This is a genomic window from Rhodococcus opacus (genome assembly GCF_012396235.1).
Classification (GTDB): domain Bacteria; phylum Actinomycetota; class Actinomycetes; order Mycobacteriales; family Mycobacteriaceae; genus Rhodococcus_F; species Rhodococcus_F opacus.
This window is the reverse complement of record NZ_JAAXPA010000003.1, coordinates 395,770-412,852: the sequence shown is the minus strand read 5'-3', so window position 1 is coordinate 412,852 and position 17,083 is coordinate 395,770. Positions and strand designations below refer to the sequence as shown.

Sequence of the window (17,083 nt, the reverse complement as noted above, 5' to 3'; positions counted from 1 at the left end):
CGGTCTCCCGGTCAGCGCAGATACAGCCGAACCTTGTCGATCACGTCGCGGAGCAGGTGAATCTCCTCGCCGGTCGGCGGGGCGGTGACCGTGAGATCGTCCGCGACCTTCAGCTCCCAGCCGGTCTGGGCTCGCACGTCGTCGACAGTGACCCCCTCGTGCACGCTGACCAGCTCGAGTTCGTCGAACGGACCCTGCCGCGACAGCACCCCGAGGTTCGTGAACACCTTCGTCACCCCTCGGCCCCGAGGCATGATCCCGTCACCTGCCGCCCGGGCCCGGACGGGACTCGGCGACGTGCAGAAGTCGAGTTCCGCGGGGAAAGCGCTCGGGTCGTGTCGCCGCATCACCACGAAGATCTCGCCGGCGTTGGGCATGATCTCCACGGCGCCACCGGCACCGGGCAACCGGACCGTCGGCTTGTCCCAGTCTCCGATGATGCTGGTGTTGAGGCTCCCGTACCGGTCGATCTGGGCCGCGCCGAGAAATCCGACGTCGACGTTGCCGCCCTGCAGCACGTAGCCGAACAGCGCCGACATCGACACCACCGACTCCGCGCCCGACACGACGACCGAGTCGGCGATGCCCTCGGCCATCGCGGCGGGGTGCGCGCCGCACACTCCCGATTCGTAGATCAGTTCGACGTCCGGGTTGCTGGTCCGCTTGGCCAGATCGACGGCGAGCGTCGGGAGTCCGACGCCGGCGAAGACGCGCCCCTTCCCGGCGAGTTCGCGGGCGGCAACGGACACGATGACCTCGGTCGCCGAGATCGCTCCGACTGGTGCTGTGGTCATATCCGGCTCCCGTAGTCGACTGGTTCGGAGAATCGCGGCTCGACGGCGAGGTCGTTCCAGTAGTCGCCGCCGAGTTTGTCCAGGTACTCGTCGTGATTCGCGGTGCCGTGGATCCACTCCTTCAGCCATGCCTGCAGGAGTGCGGAGTCCTTGCTGATCGCGGTCCAGCGTCGGTAGAACGCGCAGTCCCGGTCGTAGTAGCCCTGCACGTAGGACGGATGCGCCCCGCGCGGACAGACGACGACGGCATCGACCGCGTGAGAAGGGATCAGCGTGCGACTGGGGTCGGAGCGGACGACCTCGTCGTCGACGATCTCCTCGACGACCACGATCGCCTTCCCCGCGGCGTACACCGCTTCCTGCTGCACCCCGGAGATACCCCAGATCTGCACGTTGCCGTGACGGTCGGCGCGCTGCGCGTGAACGATGGTGACGTCCGGGTTCAGCGGAGGCACGACGTACACGGTGCCCTCCCCGTAGGGATCGTCGACGAGCCGAATTCGGGGATTGAGCCGCGGAAGGTCGCTTCCGGCATAGGAGCGCAGCGGAAAGAACGGCAGGCGCGCGGCGCCCGCCTGATAGCGGCAGACCATTCCGTAGTGGCTGTACTCCTCGACCTCGAGGGCCACCGGATCGTGATGCTCGATACGGCGTCGCAACTCGTGCAGCGATCCGGCGGATCCGCTCGCGAAGAACGAGGCCACGAGCTTGGTGACACAACCGGCGGCCACGAGTTGATCCGACACGATGTCGGGAGTCATCCGGCACAGCGTGAGGTTCTGCCGCTGCTGCCGGATGATCTCGTGCGCAGCCGCGAACGAGATGAGATGCGAGAAGCCCTCGAGGCACACGGTCATGCCGTCTTCGACGTACGTTCCTATGGCTTCCGCCATGCTGACCACTTTGCTCATCGCCATGCCCTTCTCCGGAACGACGGGACGTCGCCTCGGGACCTTCCCCACCGGATTACCGCCGTTTGACTCAATAGTGTTGACAAATCTGTTGCCGGAACTGCAATAGTTCTCCCGTGGAGATTTCTCAGATCACTGCCTTTCTCGCGGTCGCCGAGGAGTTGCACTTCGGCCGCGCCGCACAGCGCCTGCACTCGGCCCAGCCGCCGCTGAGCCGCACGATTCGGCGACTGGAAAAGCAGCTCGGGGCAACTCTTTTCGAAAGAAACACGCGGAACGTCCGGTTGACCTCCGCCGGTGAGGCACTGCTCGGCCCGGCACGCGAGATCCTGGACGCCTGCCGGCTCGCGGAAATCGCCGTCGCCGCCGCCGGGCGCGGACAGGTCGGCCGGGTCCGCATCGGCTTCGCCGGAGTCTCGTCCCACCTGCTCATCGGGCGGTGGGCGAAACTCGTCCGGCACACCCACCCGGGTATCGAATTCGTCCTGGACAGTTCCGCTTTCGCGAGCGAAGCACTGAACAAGCTTCTCGACGGAACCCTCGACATCGGTCTGGTCCGGTGGATCTTCACCCCGCCGGGCATCGCGTCCCGCGTCATCCTCAACGAGGACTTCGTGGTGGCCCTGCCCACCGACCACCCGCTCGCAGGCAGGGACGGCGTTCGCATCGAGGAACTGGCCACCGAGCCCTGGGTGACGTTGCCCGCCGATCCCGGATCGGCGCTGCGTGACTCCCTGCAGAGGGCGGCCCACGACGCCGGTTTCACGCCCCGGATCGTGCAGAGCGCGCCGGACTCGATGGCGCTGATGGCGTTGGTGTCCGCGGAGGTCGGCTGCGCGTTGACCGTCTCCTCCGTGGCCGAGAACGTGAACAACCCGGATGTCGTGTTCCTCCCGCTGCTCGGCGGTCCCAGCACCCTGCAACTGCGGATCGCGTGGCGAGCGGACGACGACAACGCCGCCTTGCGGGAAGTCCTCAGGCTGTCCGAGGAGGCATTGCCCACTCCGGAATGACCTGCACGGTCAGGTGTGGGCTGTCGCACGGGCCTGCCCTGCACTCGGAGCGGTGTCCACCGCATCCTCCTCATCGATGTCGAGCTGCAGTTCGTCCGCGTCGGATTGCTCCGCGGTCGACAACCGGCGCGCGTCGAATCCGGTCCGGTTCAGCAACAACAGGGTGCAGACCAGGGAGACGGCGGCATAGCCGGCCGACACGAATGCAACGCCGACGATGTTTCCGGACGAGTTGAGCATCCACTGCGCCAGCACCGGGGTGCCGCCGCCGACGACCAGCGAACACAGCTGATAGGCCGCGGAAAGACCGGTGTAGCGGATGTTGGCGGGGAAGGCACGCGCGAGCACTCCGGCGATGGCGCCGTAGAACATCGAGTGCGGAATGGTCGCGAGGCACATCACGACGACGGCAATGGCGAAGTTCTCGGTCCGGATCGCGAAGAACATTGCCGGCATGAGGACGAACTCGGGAATCACCATGATGCACATGGCTTTCCGCATGTCGATCCGGGACACCAGGACGGCGCCGAACGGCTGCACGATGAACTGGACCACGAGGGCGATGGCGATGGCGCCGAGGAACGTGCCCCGGTCGTAGCCGAGTTCGCTGGTGGCCCAGGACAACGCGAAGGTGTTCTTGAAGTACGTCACCTGGGCCAGGGGCAGCGCGCCTGCACCGAGGAGGACGAGGACCCAATGCTTGCGCAGCACCTCACCGATCGGCAGTGCGACGGTCTTCTTGCGCTTCAGCACGGTCTTCATCGCGTCCGACTCTTCGAGCTTGAGACGGATGATCATGCCGACGATCACCAGGGCCGCGGAGATCAGGAACGGGATGCGCCAGCCGTAGAGCACGAACGCCGGGGTGGGCATGGCGGAGAGCAGGAAGAACGCCATCGTCGCCAGGAGGTTTCCGGCGGGCGACCCCTGCTGGGCGAACGCCGAGTACAGAATCCCCTTCCCCTTGGGTGCGTTCTCACTGGCGATCAGGACCGCCCCGCCCCATTCACCGCCCACTGCCACACCCTGAACGACCCGGAGGAACACCAGGGCGGCGGGTGCCCATATTCCGATCTGCGCGTAGGAGGGCAGGAGTCCGATTCCGACGGTGGCGGTGCCCATCATCATGAGTGTGATGACCAGCGTGTTCTTTCGACCGATCTTGTCGCCGAGATGGCCGAAGACGATGCCGCCGATGGGACGGGCGAGGAACCCGGCCCACAGGGTGACGAACGCGAGCAGCGTGCCCATGCCCGCCGGCAGGGTGTCGGAGAAGAACACCTGACCGAAGACCAGCGCCGACGCGGTGCCGTAGATGTAGAAGTCGTACCACTCGATCGTGGTGCCGATGAACGAGGCGATGCCCGCCCTCCGCGCCTTTGTCTCGGCCTCGGTCCGCTTCGGTGGTGCCGTGGTCATGTGATGCCCTCTCTCGCCAAAGGGAGTGGTGTGGATGAAAACCAGCTCACATCAGTGAGACTCGCATCACAGGATCCATGCCGTCCAATACTTCCTGAGCGGGGGATTATTCCGAATCTGGTCATAATTGCCAAAACCTCGCACACGCTGGCGTGATGCGCGTCACCGGCCTGCCTCCTCGCTTCGACGTCACTCCGCGGGACCTGCCCTCGCCACGGCGCGGGCATCCCGGACACCCAGCGAGGACAGAAGCACCGGTGCGGTGACCGCGACCTCGACGTCCCAGTCGTCGACCTCACAGGACACGACTTCGGTGCGCATGCGCCCCGCGACGTCCCGGGCCGCGGCACACGCCGCGTCGGTGCCGCGGTCCAGCCCGACGGCCGCGGCGAGGGCGGCCAGATCTGCGGCGGACTGCGCCCGGTGCCGCACCGACACCGCCGAGCCGACGTGCACCAGCAACGCCGTGACCATTACCAGCGCCGCGAGCGCACAGCACCCCGTCACGGTCGCGGACCCGCGGTCGTCGGTGGCCCCCGAACTCACGGCCCTCCTCCGCTCCATCCGGGCACAGTGGGTTCGAGAGCCGCCACCGCCTCCGCGGAGATGTTCACGAGCGGAAGGAGTGGACTGCGTGCCCGCACGGTCGCGACGACGAACTCCCCCTCGGTCCGGACCGACACGTCGGCGCCATCGGGTGCCACTCTCGCCGCCGTGGAGATCGCCGACTCGCGATCTCCACGGGCAGCGAGCCGTGCTGCCTCGCGGGCCGAGTCGACACACCGGACGTGCAGTGTCGTCGCGGTGATCGCGCCGACACACAGCACGACCACCGCCACGATCGATGCAATCGCGATGGCCGCCTCGACCGTCACGCCGCCGGCCTCCGACCGGCGCAGGTTCTCGGCAGCACTCATCACACCGCGGTGTTCAGCGCTTTGTCGATGATGTTCGTCAACGCCGTGACGATGCTGTCGCCGGTGACGACCGAATACAGCACGGCGCCAAAGGCCGCGGCCGCGATGGTGCCGATGGCGTACTCCGCCGTCGACATTCCGTCCTCGTCCGTCGCGAGCAGAATCAAGCGGGTGGTCAGTGCCCGACCTTCCGCCAACGCCCGAACTCCCGCCAGCGCCCGGATTCCGTGTTCCATGGTGTTCCCCCTTCAGAGTGTCCGACGCAGCGGTTCTGCGCCGGAAGTGTCGATGTGTCACATCAGTCCGCCGTCCAGCACCCGCGAGGCCAGCCCGACGACGACCGGGATGATGCCGAGACAGAGGAATGCCGGAAGAAAGCACAGCCCGAGAGGACCGCTGATGAGCACGCCCGCGCGTTCGGCCGACGCCGCCGCCAGGTGTTCGACCTGGACTCGGCCGTCGGCGGCGAGTTCCGTCATGGAACCGGCGAGCGACGATCCCGATGCGGCCGACCGGCGCGCCATGCGGGCAAGGGATTCGGTGGCGGGGTCCGACGCCGCCGCCTCCCATGCGGTCGCCGCATCCGCCCCCAGCGACAGCAGGTCCGCGGCGCGGCGAAGCGATTCCGACAACGGCGCGGGCGCCGACCGCGACACGGCCTGCGCCGCGGTCGCGACGGGCAGTCCGGCGCGCAGGCACGCTGCCAGCAGGTCGAAGGCCGCGGCGATCGCGAGCGGGTCCTCGCGGCGCGCGCCCTCGTCCACCGCGGACGCCGCATCACCCGGGCCGACGCCGTCGGCGCGCAGTCGCTGCACCGGCGATCTGGGTGCGGGCAGCACCAGCACGGCGCAGGCGAGGAGAAGTACCGCACACCAGATCATCCCGTCACCCGTCCGGTGATCCGGTCGGTCCACAACAGGCCCGCGCACACCAGCCCCGCACCGAGCAGCAACAGGATGCCACCCACACCGCCTCCGAACAGCACCGTCAGAGGGGCCGCCCCCATCATCTGACCGAGACCGACACCCAGGAGCGGCAGCCCAGCCAGTACGGTCGCCGTCGCCCTCGCCCCGGCCAGCGACGCCTCCGTTCGCTGACGGAAGCGACTGCGTCCCAACAGGTCCGTCCGTGCCGCTTCGAGCAGTTCCGCCAGCGCGAGACCGTACGCGTCGGCCACCGCCCAGATATCGGCGATCCGCCCCAACTCGGTACCGACGCGGGAATCCGCGATCCGGAACCCGTCGGCGGCCGATCCTCCGAGCCGCGAGCGCGCCGACGCGGCCCGGAATGCCGCCGACACACTGCCTGCCGCTTCGTCGGCCGCCGTCTGGCATGCGGCAGCCGGATGGGCGCCCACCCGAAGTTCCGCCGTCACCACCTCGAGACTCGACAGTACGACACGCAGATCGGCGTCCTTCGCTTTCGCCGCACTGCGTCGCACCGATCTGAAACGCACTGTTGCACAGACGATCGTCGCGGCGAGGACCGCCCACAGTCCCCCCAGTTCGTACACGATCGGGATGCCGGCGAGCGCCGCCGGAACCACCCAGGGCAGACGCAACCGGCGACGGGGGCCTTCCCTGCCCGTGACCGCGAGCAACCGCGGCCGCGACCTCGCGGACGGCACAGTCAGCACTGCGCAGGCAAGCACCACCAGACCGGCGATCACGCCGGCACCTCCGTCCCCGAATCCTCCGGTCCACGACGAGAACACAAGTGGCGGAGCCGGTCCACCGCCGGACCCTCACCCGTGTCGTGGTTCCAGGCGGGCACGATCGTGACGTGCCCGTACTCGTCGCGAGTGACGACACCGATCTGCGTCAGCCGCCGCGCCCCGCTCGAAGCCCGGTGGACGTGCAGAACCACCTGGACCGCGGCGGCCAGCTGACTGTGCAACGCCGAGCGGTCCATTCCACCCAGTGCCGCAAGCGCTTCGAGCCGCGCCGGAACCTCCTCGGGCGAGTTGGCATGCACCGTCCCGGCGCCGCCGTCGTGACCCGTGTTGAGCGCCGTCAGCAGGTCGACGACCTCGGCGCCGCGAACCTCGCCGACGACGATCCGATCGGGGCGCATCCGCAGGGATTGACGGACGAGATCCCGGACGGTCACCTCACCCACGCCCTCCACGTTGGGCGCCCGAGCCACGAGCCGGACCACGTGCGGGTGCGTCGGCGCCAGCTCCGCGGCGTCCTCCACGCACACGATCCGTTCCGCCGGGTCCACCGCACCCAGCAACGCGGCCAGCAGCGTGGTCTTGCCTGCGCCGGTGCCGCCGGTGACCAGGAAGGCGAGCCGCGCGTGCACGATCGTCACCAGCAGGTCGTGGGCCGCCTCCGCCACGGCACCGCTCGCGACGAGCGCCCCGAGCCCCTGGGTCGCCGGGCGCAGCACCCGCAGCGACAGGCAGGTTCCGCCCTGAGCCACGGGAGCGAGGACGGCATGCAGCCGCACACCGAACGAGCCGTTTCCGACGTCCCGCAGCCTTCCGTCGACCCACGGCTGAGCGTCGTCGAGGCGGCGTCCGGCAGACAGCGCGAGACGTTGCGCGAGCCTGCGCACCGCCGCCTCGTCGGTGAACCGGACAGCCGCGCGTTCGAGGCCGCGGCCTCGGTCGACCCACACGCGGTCGGGCGCGGTGACGAGCACGTCCGCGACTCCGGGTTCCGTCAGCAACGTCTCGAGCGGGCCGGCGCCGGTGAGTTCGGTCATGAGCACCCGCAGCGCCCCGAGCAGGTCGGTGTCGCCGAGCACGCCACCGGACTCGGTGCGGATGGCAGCGGCGACCGTGGCCGGTGTCGGCTCGCCGGACGTGTGCGCGAGACGTTCGCGCACACGGTCGAGGAGGTCGGGGGTGACGAGGGAACTCATGCCGCCCACTCCCGCGACCGCGGTCTGCTGCCGACCGTGTCGAGGACCGCCTCGGCAGCGGCGCCCAGCGGGGAGCGCCGGCCCGGCCTGAGGCCGCCGTGTTCGAGCATTCCGGTGAGCGCGCGCTCGGCGCGCATCGACGCGATCAGCGGCAGATCGAGAACCTCCGCCGCGTCGGCGCCGCGGAGCCCACCGGGTGCCGGGCCGCGAACCACGAGTCCCTGGTTGGGGTTCCTCTCGGTGATCCACTGCGACACCTTTCCCGCGGCGATGCAGGCCCGGACGGTGGCGGGCACGACGAGGACCACCAGATCGGCGAGTTCGAGGACGGTCTCCGTGGCCGGGCCGGGGAACCGGGACACGTCGCACACGACCAGATCGCCCGCATGGCGGCCGGCATCGGTGACCGCACGGACCGCGGCCGCTGTCGGGCCGGCGCCGTGCCCCGTCCTGCTGCAGGCGAGCACCCGCAGCCACTCGCCACAAGCGGGGAGTGCGTCCCTCAGCGCGCCCGAGGAGATCCGGCCACCCTCGATCGACAGACCCGACCACCGCAGTCCGGGCACGTCCTCGATGCCCAGCAGGACGTCGAGTCCGGAGCCCCACGAGTCGGTGTCGAGCAGAAGCGTGGGCCGCTGTCGCGACGCCGCGGCGAGGGCTGTCGCCGCGGCCAGCGTGGAGGCACCCGCCCCGCCACATCCGCCGACGACGGCGACGACGGTGCCGTCCGCCTCGGGACGCTGAGGTTGTTCGCCGAGCACCGCGACCAGCGCCGACTCGTCCTCGGGCACCGCGAGCACGTGTTCCGCACCGACCGCGGTCGCGATCCGCCACTCGTCGATGCCCGGCGGCCCGTCGCACAGCAGCACCACACGGCGCCGGCGTGGGAGCCGGTTGCGGCACGCGGCGGCTGCGCGTGCGTCGAGCACGACGATCGGGGCACTCCCCCAGACGTGCCGGGCGTCGGCGACGTCGACCTCGTTCAGTGCCCGGTCGGCCGCTGCCGCCACGCGCCTGATGCTGTGCAACAGCGCCGGGTCGTCGACCAGAACCAGCACTTCACCCCCGCCTTCTGCGTCCATGCAGCGAGCGTGCCCGCTGCCGGCGACCGCCGGAAGGGGCTCGGCTCGAACTGTGGACAACTTCGGCCCTGTGGATAAAAACTGGTACTACCGCACCAATTTTTGTACCGATCCGAGAGAGGCGGCAGACCTGCCGCACTCAGAGGACGACCCTCGCCAGGGGGGGAGGAGGCGAGGGTCGTCAGTGTTCAGCCCCGGGGGGTCGGGCTGAACATCGCCCGGATCAAATCCGGACATCAGCAATACTACACCTCCCCCGATCAGTATTTGCAAGTTCAACTGTTGAACGTTCCGTCGTGTCGATAGTGCCGAAAGACCCTTCCTCAGGCCGTTCATACGAACCCCCACCCGACCCGAAGTCCGCATATCCTTGGGAATTGTGACCGCGAAGCCACAGAGCAGTGCCAAGACAGGTCGACACACCGAGACAGGTCGGGTTGCCGCATTCTTCGACCTCGACAAGACGATCATCGCGAAATCCAGCACCCTCGCGTTCAGCAGACCGTTCTTCGACCAGGGCCTGATCAACCGCCGATCGGTCCTCAAGAGCAGTTACGCGCAGTTCCTGTTCCTGCTGTCGGGCGCGGACCACGATCAGATGGAGCGGATGCGCGCCTACCTCACGAGCATGTGCGCGGGCTGGAACGTGGACCAGGTCCGGTCCGTGGTCGCCGAAACCCTCCACGACATCGTGGACCCCCTGGTGTTCGCCGAGGCCGCCGACCTCATCGCAGACCACAAGCTGCGCGGCCACGACGTCATCGTGGTCTCGGCGTCGGGCGAGGAGGTGGTGGCGCCGATCGCCGAAGCACTCGGGGCCACGCGCAGCACTGCCACCCGCATGGCGGTCGCGGACGGGCTCTACACGGGCGAGGTGGAGTTCTACTGCTACGGCGAAGGCAAAGTGGACGCGATGCGGCAACTGGCCGACGAATACCACTACGACCTGTCGGCATGCTACGCCTACTCCGACTCCGTGACCGATCTCCCGATGCTGACCGCGGTCGGCCACCCGACTGCGGTCAACCCGGACCGGGCGTTGCGGAAGGCCGCGGCCGGAAACGGTTGGCCCATATTGACTTTCTCGAATCCGGTCTCCCTCCGGGCACGCCTCCAGGCGCCGTCCGCCACCACCGTCGCGACCACGGCGGCGGTGAGCGTCGGGGCCCTGGTCGCGGGCGCATTCACGTATGGAGTGTTGCGCCGCAAGCGCTGACCGCCGCAACCCGCGACACGGTCACAAACCGAATTTGATACTTGCTGTGAGGGGGGTCACGGGGTACAAAGGAGTTACGGAAGAACGGAAGGCCAAGGTCGACCCAGAAGAGAAGGATCGATCTCCCGACCAGGATTCCCAGCACGGGCACTAGGTACCCACGCGAAGCATAAGCCACTATAAGGGCAGAAGCGTTGTGGGCCTGCGAGACTCGAGTCTTCACCGGCAAGGACCCTGCACAGGTTGCAAGGACGACCCGACGATATTCGGACTCTCGCCGAGGCCACCCACACAACCCACATTGCACGCTTGGTAACCGGTTGTCCGTGCTAACGGGCGGCGAAGTCGACAGCAGTCGGCAGCGCCGCCCGTTTCACATGTTCGGGAATTCTTGTAGCGCAGGATATTTCGGCTAACTCGCTGCGGCCTCCGCGATCGACGTGGCCTCCCGCGCTCCGGCCTCCAGAGCGCCGCAGCAGAGGACGACCCAACTGCCGACACCCTCCGGCTCGCCCGACGCGAACGCGGCAGCCCCGTTGCGGTACGCCTGCTGCCGCCGCAACCAGCTGACCTCCGGGACCCCGAGGTTGTGCGGATCGAGCCCGCTCGCCACGGAAACCAGACGTGACGCGGCGCGCGCGACGATACCGTCGCCGACTCCGAACGGCTTCAGCGTCAACAATTCCCCGTGCACCACGGCCGCCAGTACCGGCGCGGGCGCAGCCGTTCCCCCCGTCACGAGCTGGGCGAGACCGTCGAGCCGCTCCGCGACGCCGGACCCGGCACGCGGCCTGCCGAGCGATTCCTGATCCTCCACGAGATCGGCCGCGGCCAGCAGATGCAGCCGCGCGAGCGCTTGCAGGGGTGCCCGCTGCCAGGTGGACTGCAGAAGGGTGAGGGCGTCACCGTCGAGGGCCTGCCCGACCCGCAGCGACCCCGACAGAATCGGGTCGCCGGCCTCGCCGGGCGCGGGTAACTCGGTGCTGCCGCCGTCCAGCGACGCCGAGGCGCGGGCCGCCCGGACCGCCGCCTCGGCCGCCGTGGTCGGCCAGCCGCGCCGGTTGGTCTTGTGACGGTGAACCGCACCGAGCGCGTCGCGCGCACGGTCCGCGGCTTCACGGACGCCGGGAAGGTCGACGAGGGGCTGCAACGGGTCGCTCACGTACCGGAACGCTACCCGGCGCGGTCCCGCGTCAGGCGCCGAGCCGGATCGATCCGCCGGGAATCGCATCCAGCAGCTTCCGCGTGTACTCCTCCCGCGGGGACGTGAAGACCTCGTCCGTGGTCGCTTTCTCCACGATCGCGCCGGTGGACATGACGAGCACGTCGTCGGCGATCTGCCGCACCACCGCCAGGTCGTGGGTGATGAACAGGTACGTCAACCCCAGCTCTGCCTGCAGGTCGTTCAGCAGGGTCAGGATCTGATCCTGGACCAGCACGTCGAGCGCCGACACCGCCTCGTCGCACACCACCATCTCCGGCTGCAGCGCCAGCGCCCGGGCGATCGCCACCCGCTGCCGCTGGCCACCGGACAGCTCGTTCGGGAACCTCCGCATCACCGAAGCCGGCAGCGCCACCTTGTCCAGCAGGTCGCGTACCCGTGCTTCCCGCTCCGCCTTCGTCCCCACCTTGTGGGTGCGCAGAGGCTCCTCGACGGTGCGGAAGATCGAGTACATCGGGTCGAGCGTGCCGTACGGATTCTGGAAGATCGGCTGCACCCGGCGACGGAACGCGAGCGTCTCGCGGCGGTCCAGCGTCGCGACGTCCTTGCCGTCGAACACGACATTCCCCGACGACGGCGCAAGAAGCCCGAGGACCATCTGCGCGACCGTCGACTTACCCGACCCCGACTCGCCGACGATGGCCGTGGTCGTCCCGCGGCGGACCGCGAACGAAACGTCGTCGACGGCGGTGAAGTCGGTGGACTTCCGCAGCCCGTGCCGGAGCTTGAACACCTTGGTCAGCCCGGTGGCCACGACCACGTCGTCGGTGGCCTTGCCGAACTCGACGCCGATCTCGCCGTGCTGTTCGGCCTCGCCGACCACCTCCAGGGCGTGCTCCCGGACGTCCGCCCGGGCCAGCGAAGAACTCCGGCGTTGCGACGCCAGCGACGGCGCCGCCGCCACCAGCTTCCGGGTGTACGGGTGGCGCGGCCGCTGCAGGATCTCCAATGCCGGCCCGGCCTCGACCACCCGCCCCTTGCTCATGACGATCAGGTGCTCGGCCCGCTCGGCGGCCAGGCCGAGGTCGTGGGTGATGAGCAGGACCGCGGTGCCCAGCTCGTTGGTGAGACCGTCGAGATGGTCGAGGATCTGGCGTTGGACCGTGACATCGAGGGCCGACGTGGGCTCGTCCGCGATCAGCAGTTGCGGGCGGGCCGACAGCCCGATTGCGATGAGGGCGCGCTGGCGCATGCCGCCGGAGAACTCGTGCGGATACTGGCCCAGGCGGTCCTCGGCGTCGGCGAGTCCGGCCTCCTCGAGCAGCTCGGCGGCACGCGCCTTTGCGGCCTTGCCCTTCTCGATCCCGTTGGCTTCCAACGCCTCCTCGATCTGGAAGCCGACCTTCCACACCGGGTTGAGGTTGGACATCGGGTCCTGCGGGACGAGCCCGATCTTCTGACCGCGCAGCGCGACGAACTCGCGCTCGGACGCCTCCGCGAGGTCCTGCCCCTCGAACAGGATCTGACCGCCGGTCACCTTGCCCGTCCCGGGCAGCAGGTTGATGATCGCGTGCGCGGTCGTGGACTTACCCGAACCGGACTCACCGACGATCGCCACCGTCTGCCCCGGATACACCGTGAGGCTGACACCGCGCACCGCGGGCACGAGCCCGGAATGCGACTGGAACGACACCTCCAGGTCCCGGATCTCGAGCAACGGCACCTCGTCGGCCGAATTCTGCGGTCCGGCCGATTCGTTCGTGGGCACCGCGCTCACCTCTTCCTGGCCTTGGGATCGAGCGCGTCCCGCAGAGCGTCGCCCATCATGATGAAACCGAGCACCGTGATCGCCAGCGCGGTTGCCGGGTAGAACAGGATCGGTGACCCCTGACGCAGCGTGACCTGGGCCGTGCTGATGTCTCCGCCCCACGAGATCTCGGTGGACGGCAGCCCGATGCCCAGGAACGACAGCGTCGCCTCGGCCACGATGTAGGTGCCGAGCGAGATGGTCGCGATCACGATGATCGGGGCGAGGGAGTTCGGCAGCACGTGCCGGACGAGGGTGCGCACGTTCGACACACCGAGCGCCCGCGACGCCATCACGTAGTCGTTGTTCTTCGCCGAGATCACCGCGCCACGAGCAATTCTCGCCATCTGAGGCCACCCGAACAGCGCCAGGACGACGATCAGCGTCCAGATGGTGCGGTCGGCGAACAGCTGCATCAGGACGATCGCGGCGAGGATGAGCGGGATACCGAAGAAGATGTCGGCGATCCGGGACAGCAGCGAGTCGGCCCAGCCGCCGTAGAACCCGGCGACCGCACCGAACACCACGCCCACGACGAGCACGATCGACGTGACACCGACACCCACCAGCACCGACGCCCGCGCCCCGTAGATCGTGCGGGAGTAGATGTCGCAGCCCTGCTTGTCGAATCCGAACCAGTGCCCCGCCGACGGACCCTGCATGCTGAACGCGAGATCGCAGAACCTGGGGTCGGTGCCGGTGAACAGACCGGGGAAGCCTGCCACGGCGATCACCACGACGATGATCACCGTGGCGACCAGGAACAGCGGACGTTTGCGGAGGTCCCGCCACGCATCCGACCACATGCTCGTCGGCGGCTGGTCGATGTGGACGGCGTCGGTCTCTCCCGGCGCCGCCACTTCTTCGGGTGCCACGAAATGCGCCTGACGGGTCTTCCGGTCGCCCGTCCGAGGCGACTCGTTCTCCACTTTCTCAGACATAGCGAATCCTCGGGTCGAGCGCGGCGTACAGGAGGTCGACGAGCAGGTTGGCGAGCAGATAGATGACGATCAGCACCGTCACGAAGGACACCACCGTCGGCGCCTCACCGCGGGTGACCGCCTGGTAGATCGTGCCGCCGACACCGTTGATGTTGAAGATGCCCTCCGTGACGATCGCGCCGCCCATCAGGGTCGCGAGGTCGGCGCCGAGGAACGTGACCACCGGGATCAGCGAATTCCGCAGCACGTGCACCTGCACCACGCGGCGCCGCGAAAGACCCTTGGCCGTCGCGGTTCTCACGTAGTCGGCGGTGAGGTTCTCGGCGACCGACGTCCGGGTGAGCCGGAGTACGTACGCGAACGACACCGACCCGAGGACGAACGCGGGCAGCAGCAGATTCTTGAAACTGGTGTTGCCCCCGACCGTCGGCGGCACCAACCCCCATTTCACGCCGACGAAGAATTGGGCCAGGAAGCCGATGACGAAGATCGGGATCGCGATGATCACCAGGCTCACGAGGAGGACGGAACTGTCGAAGATGCCGCCCTTGCGGAGTCCGGCCCACAGGCCGAAGCCGATCCCGAAGATCCCCTCGATGGCGAGCGCCATCAGGGACAACTTGATGGTGATCGGGAATGCCTGCGCCAGAACCTCACTGACGGGGCGGCCGGAGAAGGACGTACCGAAGTCGAGGGTGAAGATGCCCTTCAGATACAGGAGGTACTGCGTCAGGAACGGCTCGTCGAGGTGGTATCGCTCACGGAGTTGGGCCGCCACCGCGGGGCTGAGTGCCTTGTCGCCGGCCAGCGCGGCAATCGGGTCTCCGGGCAGCAGGAACACCATCGCGTAGATCAGGAACGTGGCCCCGAGGAACACCGGGATCATCTGGAGCAAACGGCGACCGACGTACCAGAGCATCGGATCACCTCCTATTCGTCGGGAGCAGTGACGTCAGGAATCCGTAGCCTCGGCTCGTACTTCCGAGCGGGGCCGCGAACTGACAGCTCGCGGCCCCACCCGTCGTCGAAGAATCTCCGGTGCGTCAGTTCTTCTCGATGTCGGAGTACATCGGGATGCCCTTCCAGTCGATGACCACGTTCGACACGTTCTCCGACCAGCCGCTGGCGGCGTTGCGGTACCACGTCGGGACGGCAGGCAGGTCGCGCAAGAGCACTTCCTGCGCCTGGTTCAGCAGTTCCTGGGCCTTGTCGGGATCGACCTCACCCGCGGAGGCACGCAGAAGCCGGTCGAACTCGGGGTTCGAGTAGTCGCCGTCGTTGGAGCTGCCGCCGGTCTGGTAGTTCTGCGCGAGGAAGCCGTACTGCTGCGGGTAGTCGCCCTGCCACCCCGAACGGAACGCGCTGGGGATGGTGCGGTTGGTGGCCTCGGTGCGGATCTGCGCGAACGTGGGGTACTCCTTGCCCTTCGCGTCGATACCGAGGGTGTTGCGGATGTTGTTGGCGGTGGCGTCGACCCATTCCTTGTGGCCGCCGTCGCCGTTGTACGCGATCTCGAAACTGCCTGACCACGGGGCGATGGCGTCGGCCTGGGCCCACAGCCGCTTCGCCGTCTCCGGGTCATACTTCAGGTTGCCGTTGCCGACGAGCGAATCCGACCAGCCCTCGATGGCGGGGCTGGTGAAGTCGAGCGCGGGGGTGCGGGTGTTGTTGTAGATCTGCTGGGTGATCTGGTCGCGGTTGATCGCCATGGAGATGGCCTGGCGGCGCAGCGTGCCCTCCTCACCGCTGAAGTGCGGCAGCCGGCCCGGGATCGTGAACGTCTCGATGGTCGCGGACGGCTGGTTCACGGTGCGGCCCGGCAGGTCGGTCTCGAACGTCGTGACCGCGCTCGGCGGCACCTGGTCGAGAACGTCGACGTTGCCCGCGAGCAGATCCGTGTACGCCGTGTCGAGGCTGTTGTACATGACGAAGTCGACGCCGGCGTTCTTCGGCTTACGGTTGCCGTTGTAGTCGGGGTTCACGACGGTGTCGATCCGGACGTTGTGCTGCCACGCTCCGGGGCCGGACATCATGTACGGACCGTTGCCGACGGGATTCTCACCGAACGCCGCCATGTCCTGGTACGCCACCGCAGGCAACGGGTAGTACGCGGCGAATCCGAGGCGGTCCGGGAATGCCGACTCGGGCTGCTTCAGTTCGATCGTGAACGTGGAATCGTCGACCACTTTCAGTCCCGACATGGTCTGCACCGTCGGGTTCTCGGCGGCCACCTCGTCGTAGCCCTGGATCGGGTCGAAGAAGGACGCTTGGATCTGCGCATTCGTGGACAGTGCGCCGTAGTTCCAGGCGTCGACGAACGAGGCTGCCGTGACCGGCGTGCCGTCCGTGAACGTCCAACCGTCCTTCAGCTTCACGGTGAAGTTCTTGCCGTCCGTCGTCTCGATCGACTCGGCGACCTCGTTGTTCACCCCGCCGTCGGAGTCGTAGGAAACGAGGCCCGCGAACAGTGAGTCGACGACGCGGCCGCCCTGATTCTCGCTCGTATTGGTGGGAATCAACGGATTCTGCGGTTCACTTGCCCAGGCGTTGACGATTCCGCTACCACCCCCGCTCGTCGAATCACCGGACGAGCAGGCGGACAGCATCCCTGCTGCCAGGCCGACCGCCAGAACGGCGGTTGCCACACGTGTGATGCGCAAAACGATCCTCCCAGATCTGCGTGGTTCCGGGCAGCGGTTCCGGGCGCAGCCCGAATGATGGGATGACGATAAGTCAACGTTTCAATCTGTGTAGCCACGACGGGCGAAACTCGTGCAATCGGCACCTGATCGAAACATCGTCGGCGCAGGGGTATCCACTCGTCGCACCCGATCGCCGTCCGTCGCGTCCAGCCGACCGATCGTCGCAGAATATGGGCATGCAACCCTCTGCAACGGTGCGCTCGGGAGACCATGTGACTACCCTCACACGTGCTAGAAGTGCCGAATTCGAG

Annotated in this window: 17 protein-coding genes; 2 read left to right on the top strand and 15 right to left on the bottom strand. The window is 67.9% G+C overall.

Going from position 1 to position 17,083, the window contains the following annotated elements:
- Positions 1-11 precede the first annotated feature (11 nt).
- Both HGB39_RS05985 and HGB39_RS05980 read right to left on the bottom strand, forming a co-directional pair.
- On the bottom strand, positions 12-794 hold the full coding sequence (locus tag HGB39_RS05985) for a CoA-transferase subunit beta (protein ID WP_005248462.1): 783 nt from the start codon (positions 792-794) through the stop codon (positions 12-14).
- Complete coding sequence (locus HGB39_RS05980; RefSeq protein WP_005568361.1) at positions 791-1,711, bottom strand: CoA transferase subunit A; 921 nt, start codon at positions 1,709-1,711, stop codon at positions 791-793. Before HGB39_RS05980 ends, HGB39_RS05985 begins: the two co-directional genes overlap by 4 nt.
- 110 nt (positions 1,712-1,821) lie before the next feature.
- Here HGB39_RS05980 and HGB39_RS05975 point away from each other — a divergent pair, with 110 nt between their 5' ends.
- The gene (locus tag HGB39_RS05975) at positions 1,822-2,718 is read left to right on the top strand and encodes a LysR family transcriptional regulator (protein ID WP_005568363.1); all 897 of its coding nucleotides are present in this window, start codon (positions 1,822-1,824) and stop codon (positions 2,716-2,718) included.
- 9 nt (positions 2,719-2,727) lie between these two features.
- On the opposite strand, the gene HGB39_RS05970 is transcribed toward HGB39_RS05975, so the two are convergent.
- The 8 genes from HGB39_RS05970 to ssd all read right to left on the bottom strand — a co-directional run bounded on the left by HGB39_RS05970 (position 2,728) and on the right by ssd (position 9,004).
- Entirely contained in the window at positions 2,728-4,137 is a 1,410-nt protein-coding gene (locus HGB39_RS05970; protein ID WP_005256138.1) for an MFS transporter, read from the bottom strand.
- A gap of 189 nt (positions 4,138-4,326) precedes the next feature.
- On the bottom strand, positions 4,327-4,683 hold the full coding sequence (locus HGB39_RS05965) for an Rv3654c family TadE-like protein (RefSeq protein WP_005568365.1): 357 nt from the start codon (positions 4,681-4,683) through the stop codon (positions 4,327-4,329).
- Complete coding sequence (locus tag HGB39_RS05960) at positions 4,680-5,054, bottom strand: TadE family type IV pilus minor pilin (RefSeq protein WP_005256133.1); 375 nt, start codon at positions 5,052-5,054, stop codon at positions 4,680-4,682. Before HGB39_RS05960 ends, HGB39_RS05965 begins: the two co-directional genes overlap by 4 nt.
- Entirely contained in the window at positions 5,054-5,290 is a 237-nt protein-coding gene (locus HGB39_RS05955) for a DUF4244 domain-containing protein (protein WP_005256132.1), read from the bottom strand. Before HGB39_RS05955 ends, HGB39_RS05960 begins: the two co-directional genes overlap by 1 nt.
- Positions 5,291-5,347: 57 nt before the next feature.
- The gene (locus HGB39_RS05950) at positions 5,348-5,935 is read right to left on the bottom strand and encodes a type II secretion system F family protein (RefSeq protein ID WP_005256130.1); all 588 of its coding nucleotides are present in this window, start codon (positions 5,933-5,935) and stop codon (positions 5,348-5,350) included.
- Complete coding sequence (locus HGB39_RS05945) at positions 5,932-6,723, bottom strand: type II secretion system F family protein (RefSeq protein ID WP_064079888.1); 792 nt, start codon at positions 6,721-6,723, stop codon at positions 5,932-5,934. Before HGB39_RS05945 ends, HGB39_RS05950 begins: the two co-directional genes overlap by 4 nt.
- Positions 6,720-7,922 (bottom strand): TadA family conjugal transfer-associated ATPase, encoded by a 1,203-nt coding sequence (locus HGB39_RS05940; protein ID WP_064079887.1) that lies wholly within the window; start codon positions 7,920-7,922, stop codon positions 6,720-6,722. Before HGB39_RS05940 ends, HGB39_RS05945 begins: the two co-directional genes overlap by 4 nt.
- Positions 7,919-9,004, bottom strand: coding sequence for a septum site-determining protein Ssd (gene ssd, locus HGB39_RS05935; RefSeq protein WP_005561753.1), 1,086 nt, complete (start codon positions 9,002-9,004; stop codon positions 7,919-7,921). The genes HGB39_RS05940 and ssd overlap by 4 nt, the downstream gene beginning before the upstream one ends.
- 379 nt (positions 9,005-9,383) lie before the next feature.
- On the opposite strand from ssd, the gene HGB39_RS05930 reads away from it, so the two are divergent.
- Complete coding sequence (locus HGB39_RS05930; RefSeq protein WP_005561755.1) at positions 9,384-10,220, top strand: HAD-IB family hydrolase; 837 nt, start codon at positions 9,384-9,386, stop codon at positions 10,218-10,220.
- Between the two features lie 412 nt (positions 10,221-10,632).
- Here HGB39_RS05930 and HGB39_RS05925 read toward each other — a convergent pair whose 3' ends face one another.
- The 5 genes from HGB39_RS05925 to HGB39_RS05905 form a co-directional block, all read right to left on the bottom strand.
- Complete coding sequence (locus HGB39_RS05925) at positions 10,633-11,382, bottom strand: hypothetical protein (RefSeq protein WP_005561757.1); 750 nt, start codon at positions 11,380-11,382, stop codon at positions 10,633-10,635.
- Positions 11,383-11,413: 31 nt separating this feature from the next.
- Complete coding sequence (locus tag HGB39_RS05920) at positions 11,414-13,159, bottom strand: dipeptide ABC transporter ATP-binding protein (protein WP_005561759.1); 1,746 nt, start codon at positions 13,157-13,159, stop codon at positions 11,414-11,416.
- Positions 13,156-14,130 (bottom strand): ABC transporter permease, encoded by a 975-nt coding sequence (locus HGB39_RS05915; RefSeq protein WP_043787389.1) that lies wholly within the window; start codon positions 14,128-14,130, stop codon positions 13,156-13,158. Before HGB39_RS05915 ends, HGB39_RS05920 begins: the two co-directional genes overlap by 4 nt.
- Positions 14,123-15,049, bottom strand: coding sequence for an ABC transporter permease (locus tag HGB39_RS05910; protein ID WP_005248477.1), 927 nt, complete (start codon positions 15,047-15,049; stop codon positions 14,123-14,125). Before HGB39_RS05910 ends, HGB39_RS05915 begins: the two co-directional genes overlap by 8 nt.
- 124 nt (positions 15,050-15,173) lie before the next feature.
- Complete coding sequence (locus tag HGB39_RS05905; RefSeq protein ID WP_043787390.1) at positions 15,174-16,790, bottom strand: peptide ABC transporter substrate-binding protein; 1,617 nt, start codon at positions 16,788-16,790, stop codon at positions 15,174-15,176.
- Between the last annotated feature and the right edge of the window lie 293 nt (positions 16,791-17,083).